Below are 13,886 nucleotides of genomic sequence, written 5' to 3' on the forward strand. Positions count from 1 at the left end.
CCAGCCTACCCGCTGCTCAGCCCCAGAAGATCCGGAAGCCGACCCGACGCCCGCCGTCCTCGGTGAGCGTCGACATGTCGACCTGGCGACGGGCCTGCTCCTCGACCGGGTCGTCGGAGAGCGCCGCCAGGTAGCGGCGGTGCTCGGTGAGCGAGGCGACGGCGGGCTCGACCCCCGCGGCGACGTCGACGACGTGCGGCGGCGGGTACCCGACCGCGTGCACCGCGACGTACTGCACGCCCGACCACGGCGTCTCGGGGAGGTCGGGGAAGATCCACTCGTTGCCGGCGTCGGCGACCGCGTCGAGCACCGAGCGGGTCAGCGCCCGGTGGTCGGCCGAGTTCAGCGCGCCGGGCGTCACCTCCGGCGGGGTCCAGGTGTCCCCGCCGTGCATGGTCACCACGAGGTCCGGCCGGTGCCGGCGGATCGCCGCGGCGAGATCCCGCCGCAGCTGCAGGTCGGCCACCAGGACGCCGTCGGCGTGGTCGAGGAAGTCGACCACGGAGACCCCGACGACGGCCGCGGACCGCCGCTCCTCCTCCTCGCGCAGCGGTCCGGCCTCCGCCGGCGCGAGCCCGGCGATGCCCGCCTCCCCGCGGGTGGCCAGCAGGTAGCGGACCTCCTTGCCCGCCGCGGTCCACACCGCGACCGCGGCGGCCGGGCCGTACTCGATGTCGTCGGGGTGCGCGGCGACGACGAGGGCGCGCTGCCAGTCGTCGGGGAAGGGTGCGGCCATGCCGGGGAGTCTGCCCGCGGTCAGTGCTGCGCCGCAGCCTCGGGCTGCGCGGCCGGCCGGTCGCCGGCGCTGGGCGCGGCCGCCCGCACCAGCAGCAGCACGAGCACCCCGCCGATCAGCCCGGCTGCACCGCAGGCGAGGAAGACGTCCCGCAGCCCGGAGGCGTACGCCGTCGCCAGCAGGTCGGCGAGGTCGGCCCGGGCACCCGGAGGCGCGCTGGCGACCAGCTCCCCGGCCTGCCCGGCGCTCAGCGCCGAGGCGGTGCCGGCCGGGTCGGGGACCCCGGCGTCGCGCAGCTGGGCGGTCGCCCGCGCCGCGAAGACGCTGCCGAGCAGCGCGACGCCGAGGGCGAACCCCAGCTGACGGGAGGTGTTGACCGCCCCGGAGGCCATCCCGCTGCGCTCCCGGGGGACGGCGGCCAGCGCGGCCGAGGCCAGCGTCGGGTTGGCGGTGCCGACGCCCGCACCCAGCACGGCGAGCCCGGCGACGAGCACCCGCCAGGTCGAGTCGCCGTCGACCAGCGCCATCAGCAGCGACCCGGCGCCGACGAGCAGCAGCCCGCCGCCGAGGACCCAGCGCGGAGGCATCGTCTGCAGGTACCGGCCGGCTCCGGCCGCCACGCCGAAGCTGAGCGCCGAGAGCGGGATGAACACGCACCCGGCCTGCAGCGGCGACAGCCCGCCGACCGACTGCAGCCACAGCGAGGTGTAGACGAGCGCGGCGAACGCGGCGCCGTTGAGCACCATCGCGCCGATCATGATGCCGGTGAACGAGCGGGACCGGAACAGCCGGACGTCGAGCATCGGGGCCGGGCGGCGCAGCTCCAGCGCCACCCAGCCGGCCACCACGAGCAGACCGGCGACGATCGGCCCCCACGCGACGGGCGCGCCCCAGCCGTCGGCCGCCGCGCGGACCAGCCCGAAGACGACGCCGGCGGCACCCAGGGTGAACAGCGCGATGCCCGGGACGTCGGGCCGCGGGGCGCCGGGCTGCCGGGCCTCCTGCACCGCGGAGAGGGTCAGCCAGACGGCGAGCACGCAGACCGGCAGGTTGACGTAGAAGATCCACCGCCAGGACAGCTCGGTCAGCGCACCGCCGAGGATCGGGCCGAGCGCCGCGGAGGCGCCCACGACCGCACCCCAGATGCCGAACGCGGTGCCGCGGTCCCGGCCCTCGTAGCTGGTGTTGATCAACGCGATGGTGGTGGCGAACATGATCGCGCCGCCGATGCCCTGCACACCGCGGGCGACGATCAGCAGCCCGGCGTCCGGCGCCAGCCCGCAGGCCAACGAGGCGAGGGCGAAGACCACCAGCCCGATCAGGTAGAGCCGGCGGCGGCCGAACACGTCGGCGAGCGAGCCGGCACCGAGCACGAGGGCGGCCAGGGCCAGGGCGTAGACGTCGACGACCCACTGCAGCTGGCCGAAGGAGGTGTCCAGGTCGATCGCCATCGCGGGGAGCGCGACGTTCACGATGGTCACGTCGACCAGCAGCATGAACGTGCCGGTGCAGATCGCCACCAGCGGCAGCCACTTTCGCATGGCACCCACTGTGCGGCCTGCTGCTGACATCGGTGCGACCGGCCCGTCCGGCTGACGGGATCCCGCGGCCGACCCTCCCCGGGTCGAGCCGCCCGAGGAGGGCCTGAGCCGCGTCAGCACGCGGCTCAGGCCCTGCCGGCGCGGCTCAACCCCTCTGACGACGGGGCGCCCGACCGACTCAGCGTCCGCGGGCCACCCGCAGCGCCGTCCGCAGCATCGGCACCTGGAACGGGATCCGCGCGACCGCGACCGCGAGCTTCGCCGGGTGCCGCCGGGTGGCCCGCACCATCTGGGCGTGCGCCGGCAGGACACCGACGAGCAGCCCGGCCGCCGCCCAGCCCCCGGCCCGCCGCGTCGCCGGCACCGCGAGCAGCGCAGCGGTGGCCAGCTCGGCCAGCCCGCTGCCGATCACCCACGGCCGGGCCGGCCCCAGCTCCGGCGGGATCATCCAGTCGTAGACCTGCGGTCGGACCAGGTGGAACACCCCGGTGCCGGTCATCCCGGCGGCCATCGCCAGCGCACGCGTCTGCTCCCGCACGGGACGACAGTAGGCTCGCCGCTCGTGTCCGCCGTCGACCTGCTCATCGCCGCCGGGGTCGCCCTCCTCGCCGGCGGCGTCAACTCCATCGCCGGCGGCGGGTCGCTGATCCTCTTCCCCGTCCTGGTCGCGCTCGGTCTCGGGACGGTCGCGGCCAACGTCACCAACTCGATCGCCCAGTGGCCCGGCTACATCGGCGGTGTGCTCGGCTTCCGCCGCGAGTACGTCGGGCAGCGCCGCCGGCTGGTCGCCTTCGCCGTCGTCGCGGTGCTGGGCGGCACGGTCGGCTCGATCCTGCTGCTCACGCTGCCGTCCGAGGCGTTCGACACGATCGTCCCGGTGCTGGTGCTGCTGGCCAGCCTGCTGCTGCTGGCCCAGCCGCTGATCACCCGCCGGGTGCGGCGCGCCGCCGACGAGACCCGCACCCGCGACGCGGCCTGGGTCTACGTCGCGCTCTTCCTGGCCACCGTCTACGGCGGGTACTTCGGCGGGGCCCTGGGCGTGATCCTGGTCGGCGTCCTGGGCCTGGGCCTGGGCCGGCTCAAGCTGGCCAACGCGATGAAGAGCGCGGTCGCCACCGTCACCGCCACGGTGACCGTCGTCGTCTTCGGGCTGTTCGGCCCGGTCGCCTGGGGCTACGTCGCCGTCTGCGCGCCGGCCAGCCTGCTCGGCGGGTACCTGGGCGCGAGGGTCGCCACCCGGATCCCGACCACCCCGTTGCGGGTGCTCATCGTGGTCTTCGGCGTGGCCGTGTCGATCTACCTGTTCCTGCGCGGTTGACGCGCGCCTTCGCCCCTCCGAGTTGATCATCGGCGAACAGCGGCTCGATACGCCGGGCGGGCCAGCCGTTCACCGATGATCAACAACCGGCGGGCGGTGGTGCTACTCCCCGCCGCGGCCGGGCTCGCCGATGGCGATCATCGCCTCCACCGCGCGGCGGGCCCGGGCGGCGACGTCCGGGTCGACGTCGACCGCGCCCTCCCCGGTGCGCAGCGTGGCCAGCAGCTTCGCGGGGGTGATCATCTTCATGTAGCGGCAGGCCGCCTGGTCGTTCATCGGGATGAACGTGGTGCCGCTGTTCACCGCCCGCAGCTGGTGCAGGATGCCGAGCTCGGTGGCGACCAGCACCTGCGGTGCCCGGGTGGCGACCGCGGCCTCGACCATGCCGCCGGTGGACAGCACCCGCGTGCGGTCGGCGGGGAGGTCGCCGTGGCTCACGAGGTCGAGCACGGAGGTGGTGCAGCCGCACTCGGGGTGCACCAGCACCTCCGCGTCGGGGTGGGCGGCGATCTGGGCGCGGACGTCGCTGGGGCTGATGCCGGCGTGCACGTGGCACTCCCCCGCCCAGATGCGGATGTTCTCCCGCCCGGTGACCCGCTTGACGTGCGCGCCGAGGAACTGGTCGGGGCAGAACAGGACCTCGGTGTCGGCGGGGATCGACCGGACGACGTCGGCGGCGTTGGAGCTGGTGCAGCAGATGTCGGTCTCGGCCTTCACCGCCGCCGTGGTGTTCACGTAGCTGACGACGACGGCGCCGGGGTGCTCGGCCTTCCACTCGCGCAGCTGCGCGGCGGTGATCGAGTCGGCCAGCGAGCAGCCGGCCGCGTGGTCGGGCAGCAGCACGGTCTTCTCCGGGGAGAGGATCTTCGCCGTCTCGGCCATGAAGTGCACGCCGCAGAACACGATCTCCCGGGCGTCGGTCTCCGCGGCGACCCGGGACAGGTAGAGCGAGTCGCCGGTGAAGTGGGCGACGTCCTGGATCTCGGGCACCTGGTAGTTGTGCGCCAGGACGACGGCGCCGCGCTCGTCGGCCAGCCGGCGGACCTCGGCGGCCCACGCCTCGTACTCGGCCGGGCTCATGGTGCGCTCACCGAGGGCGGGCGCGGTCGTCGCGGTCATTCAGAACGCTCCTGGCTGCTTGCTGTTCACCTGTCGGCACCAGTGTCCATGCCCGAGCCAGCGGCTCGGGGCGGACGGGTCAGCCGAGGTGGCTGGTGTCGTTGACCAGCCGCACCGACGCGCGGCCGTCGGCGGACCAGGTGACCGTCGACAGCGACGCCGCCTCGAGGAACACCCGGTGCACGATCTCGTCGCCCACGCCCAGCCCGGCGGCGAGCAGCAGCTTGATCGGGGTGACGTGGCTGACCAGCAGCACGGTCTTCCCGGCGTGCCGCTCCAGGATGCGGGCGCGGGCCCGGGCGACCCGGGCGGAGACGTCGGCGACGGACTCCCCACCGGGGGGGCGGACGTCGGTGGCGCCGGACCAGCGGCGGTGGGCGAGCGGGCTCTTCGCGCGCGCCTCCTCGGCGGTCAGCCCCTCCCAGGCGCCGAAGTCCAGCTCGCGCAGGTCGGTGTCGACCTCCACCGGGACGCCCAGCACCGCCGCGGCGGCCTCGGCGGTCTGCCGGGTGCGCTGCAGCGGAGAGCTGACGATGACGTCGATGCCCCGGCCGGCCAGGTGCCGGGCCGCGGCCTCGGCGTCCGCGCGTCCGAGCTGCGACAACGGCAGGTCGCTGCTGCCGCTGTAACGACGTTCGGGGGTGTGCTCGGTCCGCCCGTGCCGCAGCAGGTGGGTCACTGTCGTGACGACGGGCGCTGGCTCGGCCACCGGCTGGACGTCGTCCTCCACGACCACCGGCTCGGCCGCCAGGTCGCGGCGCACCGGCTTGCCGTCCATCGCGCTGTTGGCCAGCGCGTCGGCGGCGCCGTTCTGCGCGCGGGGCACCCAGGTGTAGCGCACCGAGCCCAGCTGGCGGGCGATGTCGCGGGCCTGCACGGCGAGCTTCTGCATGTCCGGGTGCTTGATCTTCCAGCGCCCGGACATCTGCTCCACGACCAGCTTGGAGTCCATCCGGACCTCCACGCTCGCCGTCGGGTCGAGGTCGAGGGCGGCCTGCAGCCCGGCGACCAGGCCGCCGTACTCGGCGACGTTGTTCGTGGCCCGCCCGACCGACTCGGCCCGCTCGGCGAGCACCCGCCCGGTCTCCGCGTCGCGGACCAGCGCGCCGTACCCGGCCGGCCCCGGGTTGCCCCGCGACCCGCCGTCGGCCTCGACGATGAGCTCTCTCATCGCTCGGCTCCGGTCCCGGGCCGCTCCTCGATCGCCGGTGCTCCTCGCGACGCTCCCGGCACCGCCGCCTTCGGACGTCTCACAGCCCGGACTCGGCGGTGCGCACCAGCACCCGGCCGCAGTTCTCGCACCGGATCACCGTGTGCGGGTCGGCCGCCCGGTACCCGGCGAGCTCGACACCGTAGAACTCGATCCGGCAACCCTGGCAACGGCGGGCCTTGAGCTCCGCGGCACCGGTGGTGCCGGTCTGCCCGGCGACCCGGTCGTAGAGCTTCAGCAGGTCGGCGGGGACGGTCGCGGCGATCTCCGCCCGCTTGGCGGTGTGCTGCTGCTCGCCCTCGGCGATCTCGGCCAGCGCGGCGTCCCGCGCCTGCTCGGCGCGCTCCTGGTCGGCCTGCGCCGCAGCCTCGGCCGCCTGCGCCGCGGCCAGGGCGCCGTCGGCGGCCTCCCGGCGCTCCATCAGCTCGAGCACCTGGTCCTCCAGGTCACCCTGGCGCCGCTGCAGTGACTCCAGCTCGTGCTGCAGCCCGGTGATCTCCTTGGGCGTGGCGCCCCCGGAGTCGATCCGCTGCTGGTCCCGGTCGGCCCGCTGGCGCACGGTGTCGACGTCGCTCTCCAGCCGCTTCTGCTCGCGGTCGAGGTCGCGGACCACCGTCTCGGCGCGGACGACGTCGTCGGACGCGGTCCGCTGCGCCTCCAGCGCGGCCTCGACGGCGGCGAGCTCGGGAAGGGTCCGCCGGCGGTGGGCCAGTTGCGCGAGCGCGACGTCCTCCGCGGCGAGACGCAGCAGCTTCTGCTGGTCGAAGTGGTCAGCCTGCACGCCATCAACCTACCGGGCACGTCCTCGCTCGTCGGCCCCCGTGCAGGGCCCCACCGCGAGCCTGCGAGTGGTGGGGGGGCACGGGGGTCCTTCGACTACCCGCGCCGCCCCGCCCGCCGGGACGGCGCGGGGAAGGTCAGCTGCCGGACGGGGCAGCGCCGGGCACCTGCCACGTCCACGGGTCGGTCCGCTGCTCGGAGACCGCGACCTGCACCCGGCCGTCGAGGTCGCGGTGCAGCAGGTCGGCGGCCACCGGCAGCCAGGGCCACTCCGACGCGTAGTGCGCGACGTCGACCAGCGCCGGGCCGGGGACCTCCCGCGCCTCGGACACCGCGTGGTGCTTCAGGTCGCTGGTCAGGAAGACGTCCGCGCCGACAGCGGTCGCGGCCTCCAGCAGCGACCCGCCGCTGCCGCCGCAGACGGCGACCGTGCGCACCTCCCGGTCGGGGTCGCCGGCGACCCGGACGCCGCCCGGGGTGGCCGGCAGCGCGCGGGACACCCGCTCGGCGAACTCGCGCAGCGTCGTCGGCTCGGCCAGCTCCCCGACCCGGCCGAGCCCGGCGCGGGACGGCGTCGCCGTGTTCTCGAAGAGCGCGTAGCCCGGGTCCTCGTAGGGGTGCCCCTCCTGCAGCGCCCGCAGCACGGCGGCCCGGGCCTGCCGCGGGACCACCATCTCCAGCCGCGCCTCGGCGACCCGCTCCAGCCGGCCCTGGGCGCCGATCGCGGGGTGCGCGTCGCCGCCGGGGATGAACGAGCCGGTGCCCGTCGTCTGCCAGACGCAGCGGGTGTACTCGCCGATCACCCCGGCCCCGGCCTCGGCCAGCGCGTCGGCCAGCCGGTCGGCGCCGGCCACCGGCACGAACGCCACGAGGGTGTCGGTCCGCGGCGCGCCCACCGGGTCCAGCGGGTGGGTGTCGACCAGGCCGAGGGCCGCCGCCAGCGCATCGTTCACCCCGTGCTCGGCGGCGCGGTCGGCGTTGGTGTGCGCCACGAACAGCCCGATGCCGGCGCGGATGAGCCGGTGCACGAGCCGGCCCTTGGGGTCGTCGGCCGGGACGCCGTGCACCGGCGTCAGCAGCAGGGGGTGGTGGGTGACGACGAGGTCCACGCCGGTGGCGATCGCCTCGTCGACCACGGCCGCGGTCGGGTCGACGGCGAAGAGGACCGACCGCACCGCCTCCGCGGGGTCGCCGCAGACCAGGCCGACGGCGTCCCACTTCTCGGTCAGCTCGGGGTCGTAGCGCGCCTCGAGCGCGGCGACGACCTCCCTCAGCGGGGCTCCGGGCACGGGCAGCTGCCGGACCGTCGTCGTCCCGTCGTCCACCGGTTGGGCCACGGGATCGGACTGTAGGGCAGCTGCCCGGCGCCGGCCTGTTGTGCGCGATCCATCGACCGCCCGGTACCCCTCGGGAGCGGTGGCGCTCACCGGCGGAGGAGCAGGGGGCCGGCGCCGATCGGCGTGCGGAACAGGACGTAGGGGTACCGGCGCAGGTCGGTACCGCCGCTGTAACGGGACTGCCGGTGCAGCTGGTTGGCGGTGACGTAGAGGTGTCCATCGGTGGCCACCGACATGGTGTCGGGCCACAGCAGCCGCGGGTCGTGCACGACGGTCTCCATCGTGCCGTCCGGCCGGCGCCGGAGGATGGCGTTCTGCTCGCCGGCGGTGGCGTACAGGTTGCCGGCGTCGTCGGTCTCCAGCCCGTCGCCGGCGCAGCCCTTGTCGCCCTCGTCGACGACCGTGGCCGCGACCGCGGCGTCGTCGGAGCCGCGGTCGACCAGGGCGTCGGTGCTGACGCTGTACCAGTGCCGCGAGGCCAGCGGGCAGTACCAGAGCCGGGCGCCGTCGGCGGAGATGGCGATCCCGTCGGCGCCCATCGCCACCGGCTGCGGCTCGGCGTCCGGCTCGGGCTGCTCCAGGAACGGCCGGCCCTCCACCATGAGGAGCAGTTCCGGCGGGGTGACCGCCTTGGTCGAGGGGTGGTCGCGCAGCCGCCGCCAGGACTCCCCCGTGGCCAGGTCGACGACGATGATCGCGTTCTCGCCCGAGTCGGCCGAGTCGGTGATGTAGGCGACGCCGGCCTCCCCGCGGCTCAGGTCGAAGCGCACGTCGTTGAGGTAGGTGGTCTCCAGCGCGACCTCGCGCGGGAAGACGATCGTCTGCACGACGCGGTCGGTGGCGAGGTCGACGCAGACCAGCTTGGGCCCGCCGACCTGGGTGGGCTGGAACAGCGGCGAGCCGGTGTCGAGCACCCAGAGCCGGTCGGCGGGGTCGACGACGATGCTCTGCACGCTGACGAAGGCATCTCGGTCGTCGTCGCTGCGGGGGTCGTTCCATGCCTGGTCCGGGTAGGCGACGACCTGCCCGTCGCGGATCTCGGCGACGGTGGCCGGCACCTCGTCACCCCACTTCGGGAAGTTCACGAACACCCGGCCGGCGTGCGACACGGACACGCCGGTCGGCATCGGCCCGTCGGTGAACGCGTGCACCACCTCGAGCTCGCCGAGCGGGCGGTCGGCCTGCAGGTCCCCGACGGTGCTGGTCTCGGTCATGGACGTGTTGTGCCCCGCACAACGCCCGCTGCAACGTCAGGTGAGCGGTCGCACCACCGCGCCCCGCCGAGCGATGTGCGCTCGCTGCCCCGGAACGGCGTGCACCGGGCACCTACCGCACAGTGCTCGCCCAGCGGTCAGGCCGGCAGCAGGTCTCCGGCGGTCAGCGGCCGCACCATCGCCACCCGGGGGCCGTGCCGGTCCAGGCCGAGCGCGACCTCACGACGGCGGAGCGCGGCCAGCCCCGGCGTGAGCTCCTCCAGGGGCTGCCACCCGTGGCGGGCGTAGAACGGCGCGTTCCACGGCACCTCGGCGAACGTGAGCAGCGTGACCCGATCGGCGCCACGTTCCCCCGCCGCTGCGACGGTCGCCGCCAGGAGGCTCGCGCCGACGCCGCGCCGGCCGTGGGCGGGGTGCACCGACAGCTGCTCCAGGTGGACGGCGCCGTCGAGCCGTTCCAGCACGGCGAAGCCGATCACCGGGCGGCCCACCACGAGCACCCGCCAGGCGGCTGCCCGCTCGGCCGGGCTGGCCGGTGCGGGCAGGTCGGTGATGCCCAGCGGCGCGAACAGCCCGTCGGCTGCGGCCTCGACGGGCGGGAGCTCCGCGAGGTCGGCCGCCGCGGCGGTCCGCACCTCGTGTCGACCGGTCGACATGTCGGCACCCTGACATGTCGAGCAAGCGACTTCCCGGCCGGGCGATGTGCGCTCACTGCCCAGGACCACCGCGAACCGGGCACCTGCCGCACCGTGCTCAGGCCGGCAGCGGGGCGGCGTCCTCGTCGGCGGTGAACACCGCCCACAGCGCCGCGTACGGCCCGCCGGCCGCCAGCAGCTCGGCGTGCGGTCCGACCTCGACGATCCGTCCGCCGTCGAGCACCGCCACCCGGTCCGCGCGGGCCGCCGTCGTCAGCCGGTGCGCGACGACCAGCGTCGTCCGCCGGCGCGCGACCGCGTCGGCCGCCCGCGTCACCGCGGCCTCGCTGGCCAGGTCCAGCGAGGCGGTCGCCTCGTCGAGCAGCAGCACGTCGGGGTCGACCAGCTCGGCCCGGGCCAGCGCCAGCAGCTGGCGCTGCCCCGCCGACAGCGACCGGCCGCGCTCCCCCACCCGCGTCCGGTAGCCCTGGGGCAGCGCGGCGACCATCTCGTGCGCGCCGACCGCGCGGGCCGCGGCCTCGACCTCCGCGTCGGTCGCGTCGGGCCGGCCGTAGGCGATCGCGTCGCGCACGGTGCCGGCGAACAGGTACGCCTCCTGCGGGACGACGCCCAGCCGCGCCCGGTACTGCAGCAGGTCCAGCGACCGCAGGTCGGCGCCGTCCACGCACACCGTGCCGGACGTCGGGTCGTAGAACCGCGCGACCAGCTTGACCACCGTCGACTTCCCCGCTCCGGTCTCCCCGACCAGGGCCACCGTCTCCCCGGGCGCCACGGTCAGCGAGACGCCGCGCAGCGCGGGCGACGGCGCCCCGCGGTAGGCGAACGTGACGTCGGCCAGCCGCACCTCCCCGCGCAGCCGGCCGACCGGGCGCGGGTCGGCCGCCGCCGGGGTGGACGTCGGGGTGCGCAGCAGGTCGCGAAGCCGGCGCAGCCCGACCGAGGCCTGCTGGTAGCTGTCGAACACCTGCGACAGCGACTGCACCGGGGAGAAGAACGTGTTCACGTACAGGATGAAGGCGATCAGCACGCCGGGGGTGATGCTGCCCGCCGTCAGCCGGGCCGCACCCACCGCGAGCACCGCGGCCGCGGCCACCTCGGAGAGGAACTCGACGAACGGGAAGTAGGTGGCGATGTAGCGCTGCGCCCGCAGCCGAACGTCGCGGTACTCCCGCGCCCGCTCCTGGAACACCGCCGTCGAGCGCTCCTCGCGGGCGAACACCTGGGTGACCCGCAGCCCCGCGACGTCCTCCTGCAGCCGGGCGTTGACCGCGCTGACCCGCTCGCGGGCCTCGGTGTACGCGGGCACCGAGCGGGACCGGAACCACACCGTGGCGACCACCAGCACCGGCAGCGAGGCCACCAGCACCAGCGCCAGCTCGACGTCGAACCAGAACAGCGCGACCAGCACCCCGACCAGGGTGAGCACGCTGATCACCGCGGTGGTGAGCCCGTTCTGCAGGAACGCCGACAGCGCGTCGACGTCGGTGGTCATCCGGGTCATGATCCGGCCGCCGAGCTCGCGCTCGTAGTAGTCCAGGCCGAGCCGCTGCAGCTGGGCGAAGGTCTTCACCCGCAGCGTGTAGAGCAGCCGCTCACCGGTGCGTCCGGTCAGCCAGGCGGCGCCGCGGGCGGCGACGACGTCGGCCAGCACGACGGCCAGCGCGATCCCGGAGATGCCCAGCAGCAGCGGCAGCGAGCCGGCGGTGATCCCGTCGTCGACGCCCTCCCGCACCAGGGCGGGGACGGCGAGCTGGGCGGCGGTGTCCATCGCGACCAGCACCAGCGCCCCCGCGAGGACCCAGCGGAAGGGGCGCAGCAGGCCGGGCAGGGTGAAGTCCGGCTCGGGTGCCCGGGCCCGGTCCGCGGGCACGTCGGGCCGGTCGTCACCCGGCGGCAGCCGGCGCACCAGCTCCTTGAGCGCGGCGGTCGGTGCCGCGGCCGCCATCGCCGAGCCGCGCCCGCCGATGGAGCTCGCCGCGGCCCGCAGCGGGCCGTCGTCCTCGGCGGCCGGCGGCGCCGCGGGCCAGGCCGCCGCGGTGACCCCACCCGCCACCGGCCCAGCTCCCGTTTCGCCGAGATGGCCATGTCGGCGATCCGGTCCCGGGTCCTCGGCCGCACCGGAGAGCAGCGCGCGGAACAGCGGGGAGCGGGCCTCCAGCTCCGCCACCGTGCCGACGTCGGCCACCCGCCCGCCGTCGAGCACCGCCACCCGGTCGGCCAGCGTCAGCGTCGAGCGGCGGTGCGCCACGAGCAGCGTCGTCCGGCCCTGGACGGCGGTGCGCAGCGCCGCGTGGATCCGCGCCTCCACCGCGGCGTCGACCGCCGAGGTGGCGTCGTCGAGCACCAGCACCCGTGGATCGGGCAGCAGCGCGCGGGCCAGCGCGACCCGCTGCCGCTGCCCGCCGGAGAGCGTCAGCCCCTGCTCGCCGACGACGGTGTCGTACCCCTCCGGCAACGCGGTGATGAATCCGTCGGCCTGGGCGGCCCGGGCGGCGGCGCGGACCTCGGCGTCGGTGGCGTCGGGCCGGCCGAACGCGATGTTGGCCCGCACCGTGTCGGAGAACAGGAAGCTGTCCTCGAAGACCACGCCCAGCGCCGCCCGCAGCGCAGTGGTGTCCAGCTCCCGGACGTCGACCCCGCCCACGCGCACCGCTCCCGCGGAGACGTCGTAGAAGCGCGGCAGCAGGCTGACCACGCTGGACTTCCCCGACCCCGAGCTGCCGACCAGCGCGAGGGTCTCCCCCGGTTCGATCCGCAGCGACACCCCGGCGAGCACCGGCCGGTCGGCGTCGTGGCCGAAGGTGACGTCGTCCAGCTCGACGGTCAGCGGCCCCGCGGGCAGCGGCGCCGACCCGCTGACCAGCGTCGGGGAGGTGTCGATGACCTCCAGCACCCGCTCGACGCCCGCCCGCGCCTGCTGGCCGATGGTGAGCACCGCGGCCAGCTGCCGCACCGGGGAGACCAGCACGGCCAGGTAGGTGGCGAAGGCGAGGAAGGTGCCCAGGCTGATCGAGCCGCGCAGCGCCAGCCAGCCGCCCAGCGCCAGCACGCCGACCTGGCCCAGCGCGGGCACCGCCTGCAGCAGCGGGTTGTACCGGGCGGTGAAGCGCACCACCCGCATCCGCGCCCCGAACAGCGTGCGCGCGCCGGCGTCGACCCGGTCCAGCTCGCGGTCCTCCTGACCGAAGCCCTTGACCACGCGGACGCCGGAGACCGCGGCCTCCACGTCGCCGGCCAGCACGCCGGCCTGCTGCTGGGCGGCCCAGTTGGCCGGGAAGAGGTCGCGCCGGGAGCGCAGCGCGAGCCACCACAGCGCCGGGCCGACGGCGAGCGCCACCACCGTGAGCAGCGGCGACAGCCACGCCATCACCCCGAGGGAGACGACGAACAGCAGCGCGTTGCCGGTCAGGTTGGGCAGGAACGCCAGCAGCCCCTGGACCAGGGTGATGTCGCTGATCGAGCGGCTCACCGCCTGCCCGGTCTGCAGCCGGTCCTGCCCGGGTCCGTCGAGGCGGGCGAGGGCGGTGTGCACGTCGTTGCGCAGGTCCACCTGCACGTCGAGGGAGAGCCGGCCGGCCAGGTAGCGGCGGACGAACCCGGCGGCGAAGCGGAACACCCCGGCCAGCACCAGCGCGACCACGAACGGGGTCACGTCGACGTCGCCCCCGCCGTCGGCGCCGGCGACCACCCGGTCGACGACCTCCCGGGTGAGCAGCGGCGCCAGCGCGGCGATCACCGAGCCGGCCAGCGCCGCGGCGAAGGCGCCGAACAGGTCGCGGCGGTGGCGCAGGCAGTAGCCGGTCAGCCGGCGCAGCCAACCGCCGGCGGGACCCTGCTCACCGTGGGTGCCGGGAGATCGCGTCACGAGGCGGATCCGGGGCGGGGGGGGGGGGGGGGGGGGGGGGGGGGGGGGGGGGGGGGGGGGGGGGGGGGGGGGGGGGGGGGGGGGGGGGGGGGGGGGGGGGGGGGGGGGGG

General features: G+C 75.7%; 11 protein-coding genes. 1 reads left to right on the forward strand and 10 read right to left on the reverse strand.

Annotated features, from left to right (window positions below; genetic code table 11):
- Positions 1–16 precede the first annotated feature (16 nt).
- From ACI79A_RS06425 to ACI79A_RS06435, 3 genes are all read right to left on the reverse strand, one after another.
- Entirely contained in the window at positions 17–736 is a 720-nt protein-coding gene (locus ACI79A_RS06425; RefSeq protein WP_457081131.1) for a PIG-L deacetylase family protein, read from the reverse strand.
- Between the two features lie 20 nt (positions 737–756).
- Positions 757–2,277, reverse strand: a complete 1,521-nt coding sequence (locus ACI79A_RS06430) for an MFS transporter (protein WP_457081133.1) — start codon at positions 2,275–2,277, stop codon at positions 757–759.
- Positions 2,278–2,455: 178 nt separating this feature from the next.
- Positions 2,456–2,815: a DoxX family protein gene (locus ACI79A_RS06435; RefSeq protein ID WP_457081135.1), complete on the reverse strand. Its 360-nt coding sequence runs from the start codon at positions 2,813–2,815 to the stop codon at positions 2,456–2,458.
- Positions 2,816–2,839: 24 nt separating this feature from the next.
- On the opposite strand from ACI79A_RS06435, the gene ACI79A_RS06440 reads away from it, so the two are divergent.
- Complete coding sequence (locus ACI79A_RS06440; protein WP_457081137.1) at positions 2,840–3,595, forward strand: sulfite exporter TauE/SafE family protein; 756 nt, start codon at positions 2,840–2,842, stop codon at positions 3,593–3,595.
- A 102-nt stretch (positions 3,596–3,697) separates the two neighbouring features.
- Here the strand turns inward: ACI79A_RS06440 and nadA are convergent, their stop codons facing one another.
- The 7 genes from nadA to ACI79A_RS06475 all read right to left on the reverse strand — a co-directional run bounded on the left by nadA (position 3,698) and on the right by ACI79A_RS06475 (position 13,776).
- Positions 3,698–4,714, reverse strand: coding sequence for a quinolinate synthase NadA (gene nadA / locus ACI79A_RS06445; protein ID WP_457081139.1), 1,017 nt, complete (start codon positions 4,712–4,714; stop codon positions 3,698–3,700).
- Positions 4,715–4,793: 79 nt separating this feature from the next.
- Positions 4,794–5,885, reverse strand: a complete 1,092-nt coding sequence (locus tag ACI79A_RS06450) for a bifunctional RNase H/acid phosphatase (RefSeq protein ID WP_457081141.1) — start codon at positions 5,883–5,885, stop codon at positions 4,794–4,796.
- A 79-nt stretch (positions 5,886–5,964) separates the two neighbouring features.
- On the reverse strand, positions 5,965–6,705 hold the full coding sequence (locus tag ACI79A_RS06455; protein WP_457081143.1) for a zinc ribbon domain-containing protein: 741 nt from the start codon (positions 6,703–6,705) through the stop codon (positions 5,965–5,967).
- A 136-nt stretch (positions 6,706–6,841) separates the two neighbouring features.
- Complete coding sequence (locus ACI79A_RS06460) at positions 6,842–8,041, reverse strand: Nif3-like dinuclear metal center hexameric protein (RefSeq protein WP_457081145.1); 1,200 nt, start codon at positions 8,039–8,041, stop codon at positions 6,842–6,844.
- A gap of 86 nt (positions 8,042–8,127) precedes the next feature.
- On the reverse strand, positions 8,128–9,255 hold the full coding sequence (locus ACI79A_RS06465) for an L-dopachrome tautomerase-related protein (protein WP_457081147.1): 1,128 nt from the start codon (positions 9,253–9,255) through the stop codon (positions 8,128–8,130).
- Positions 9,256–9,392: 137 nt separating this feature from the next.
- Entirely contained in the window at positions 9,393–9,911 is a 519-nt protein-coding gene (locus ACI79A_RS06470; RefSeq protein WP_457081149.1) for a GNAT family N-acetyltransferase, read from the reverse strand.
- A gap of 97 nt (positions 9,912–10,008) precedes the next feature.
- Positions 10,009–13,776, reverse strand: a complete 3,768-nt coding sequence (locus ACI79A_RS06475; RefSeq protein WP_457081151.1) for an ABC transporter ATP-binding protein — start codon at positions 13,774–13,776, stop codon at positions 10,009–10,011.
- Between the last annotated feature and the right edge of the window lie 110 nt (positions 13,777–13,886).

This window comes from Modestobacter sp. SYSU DS0657 (genome assembly GCF_054050925.1).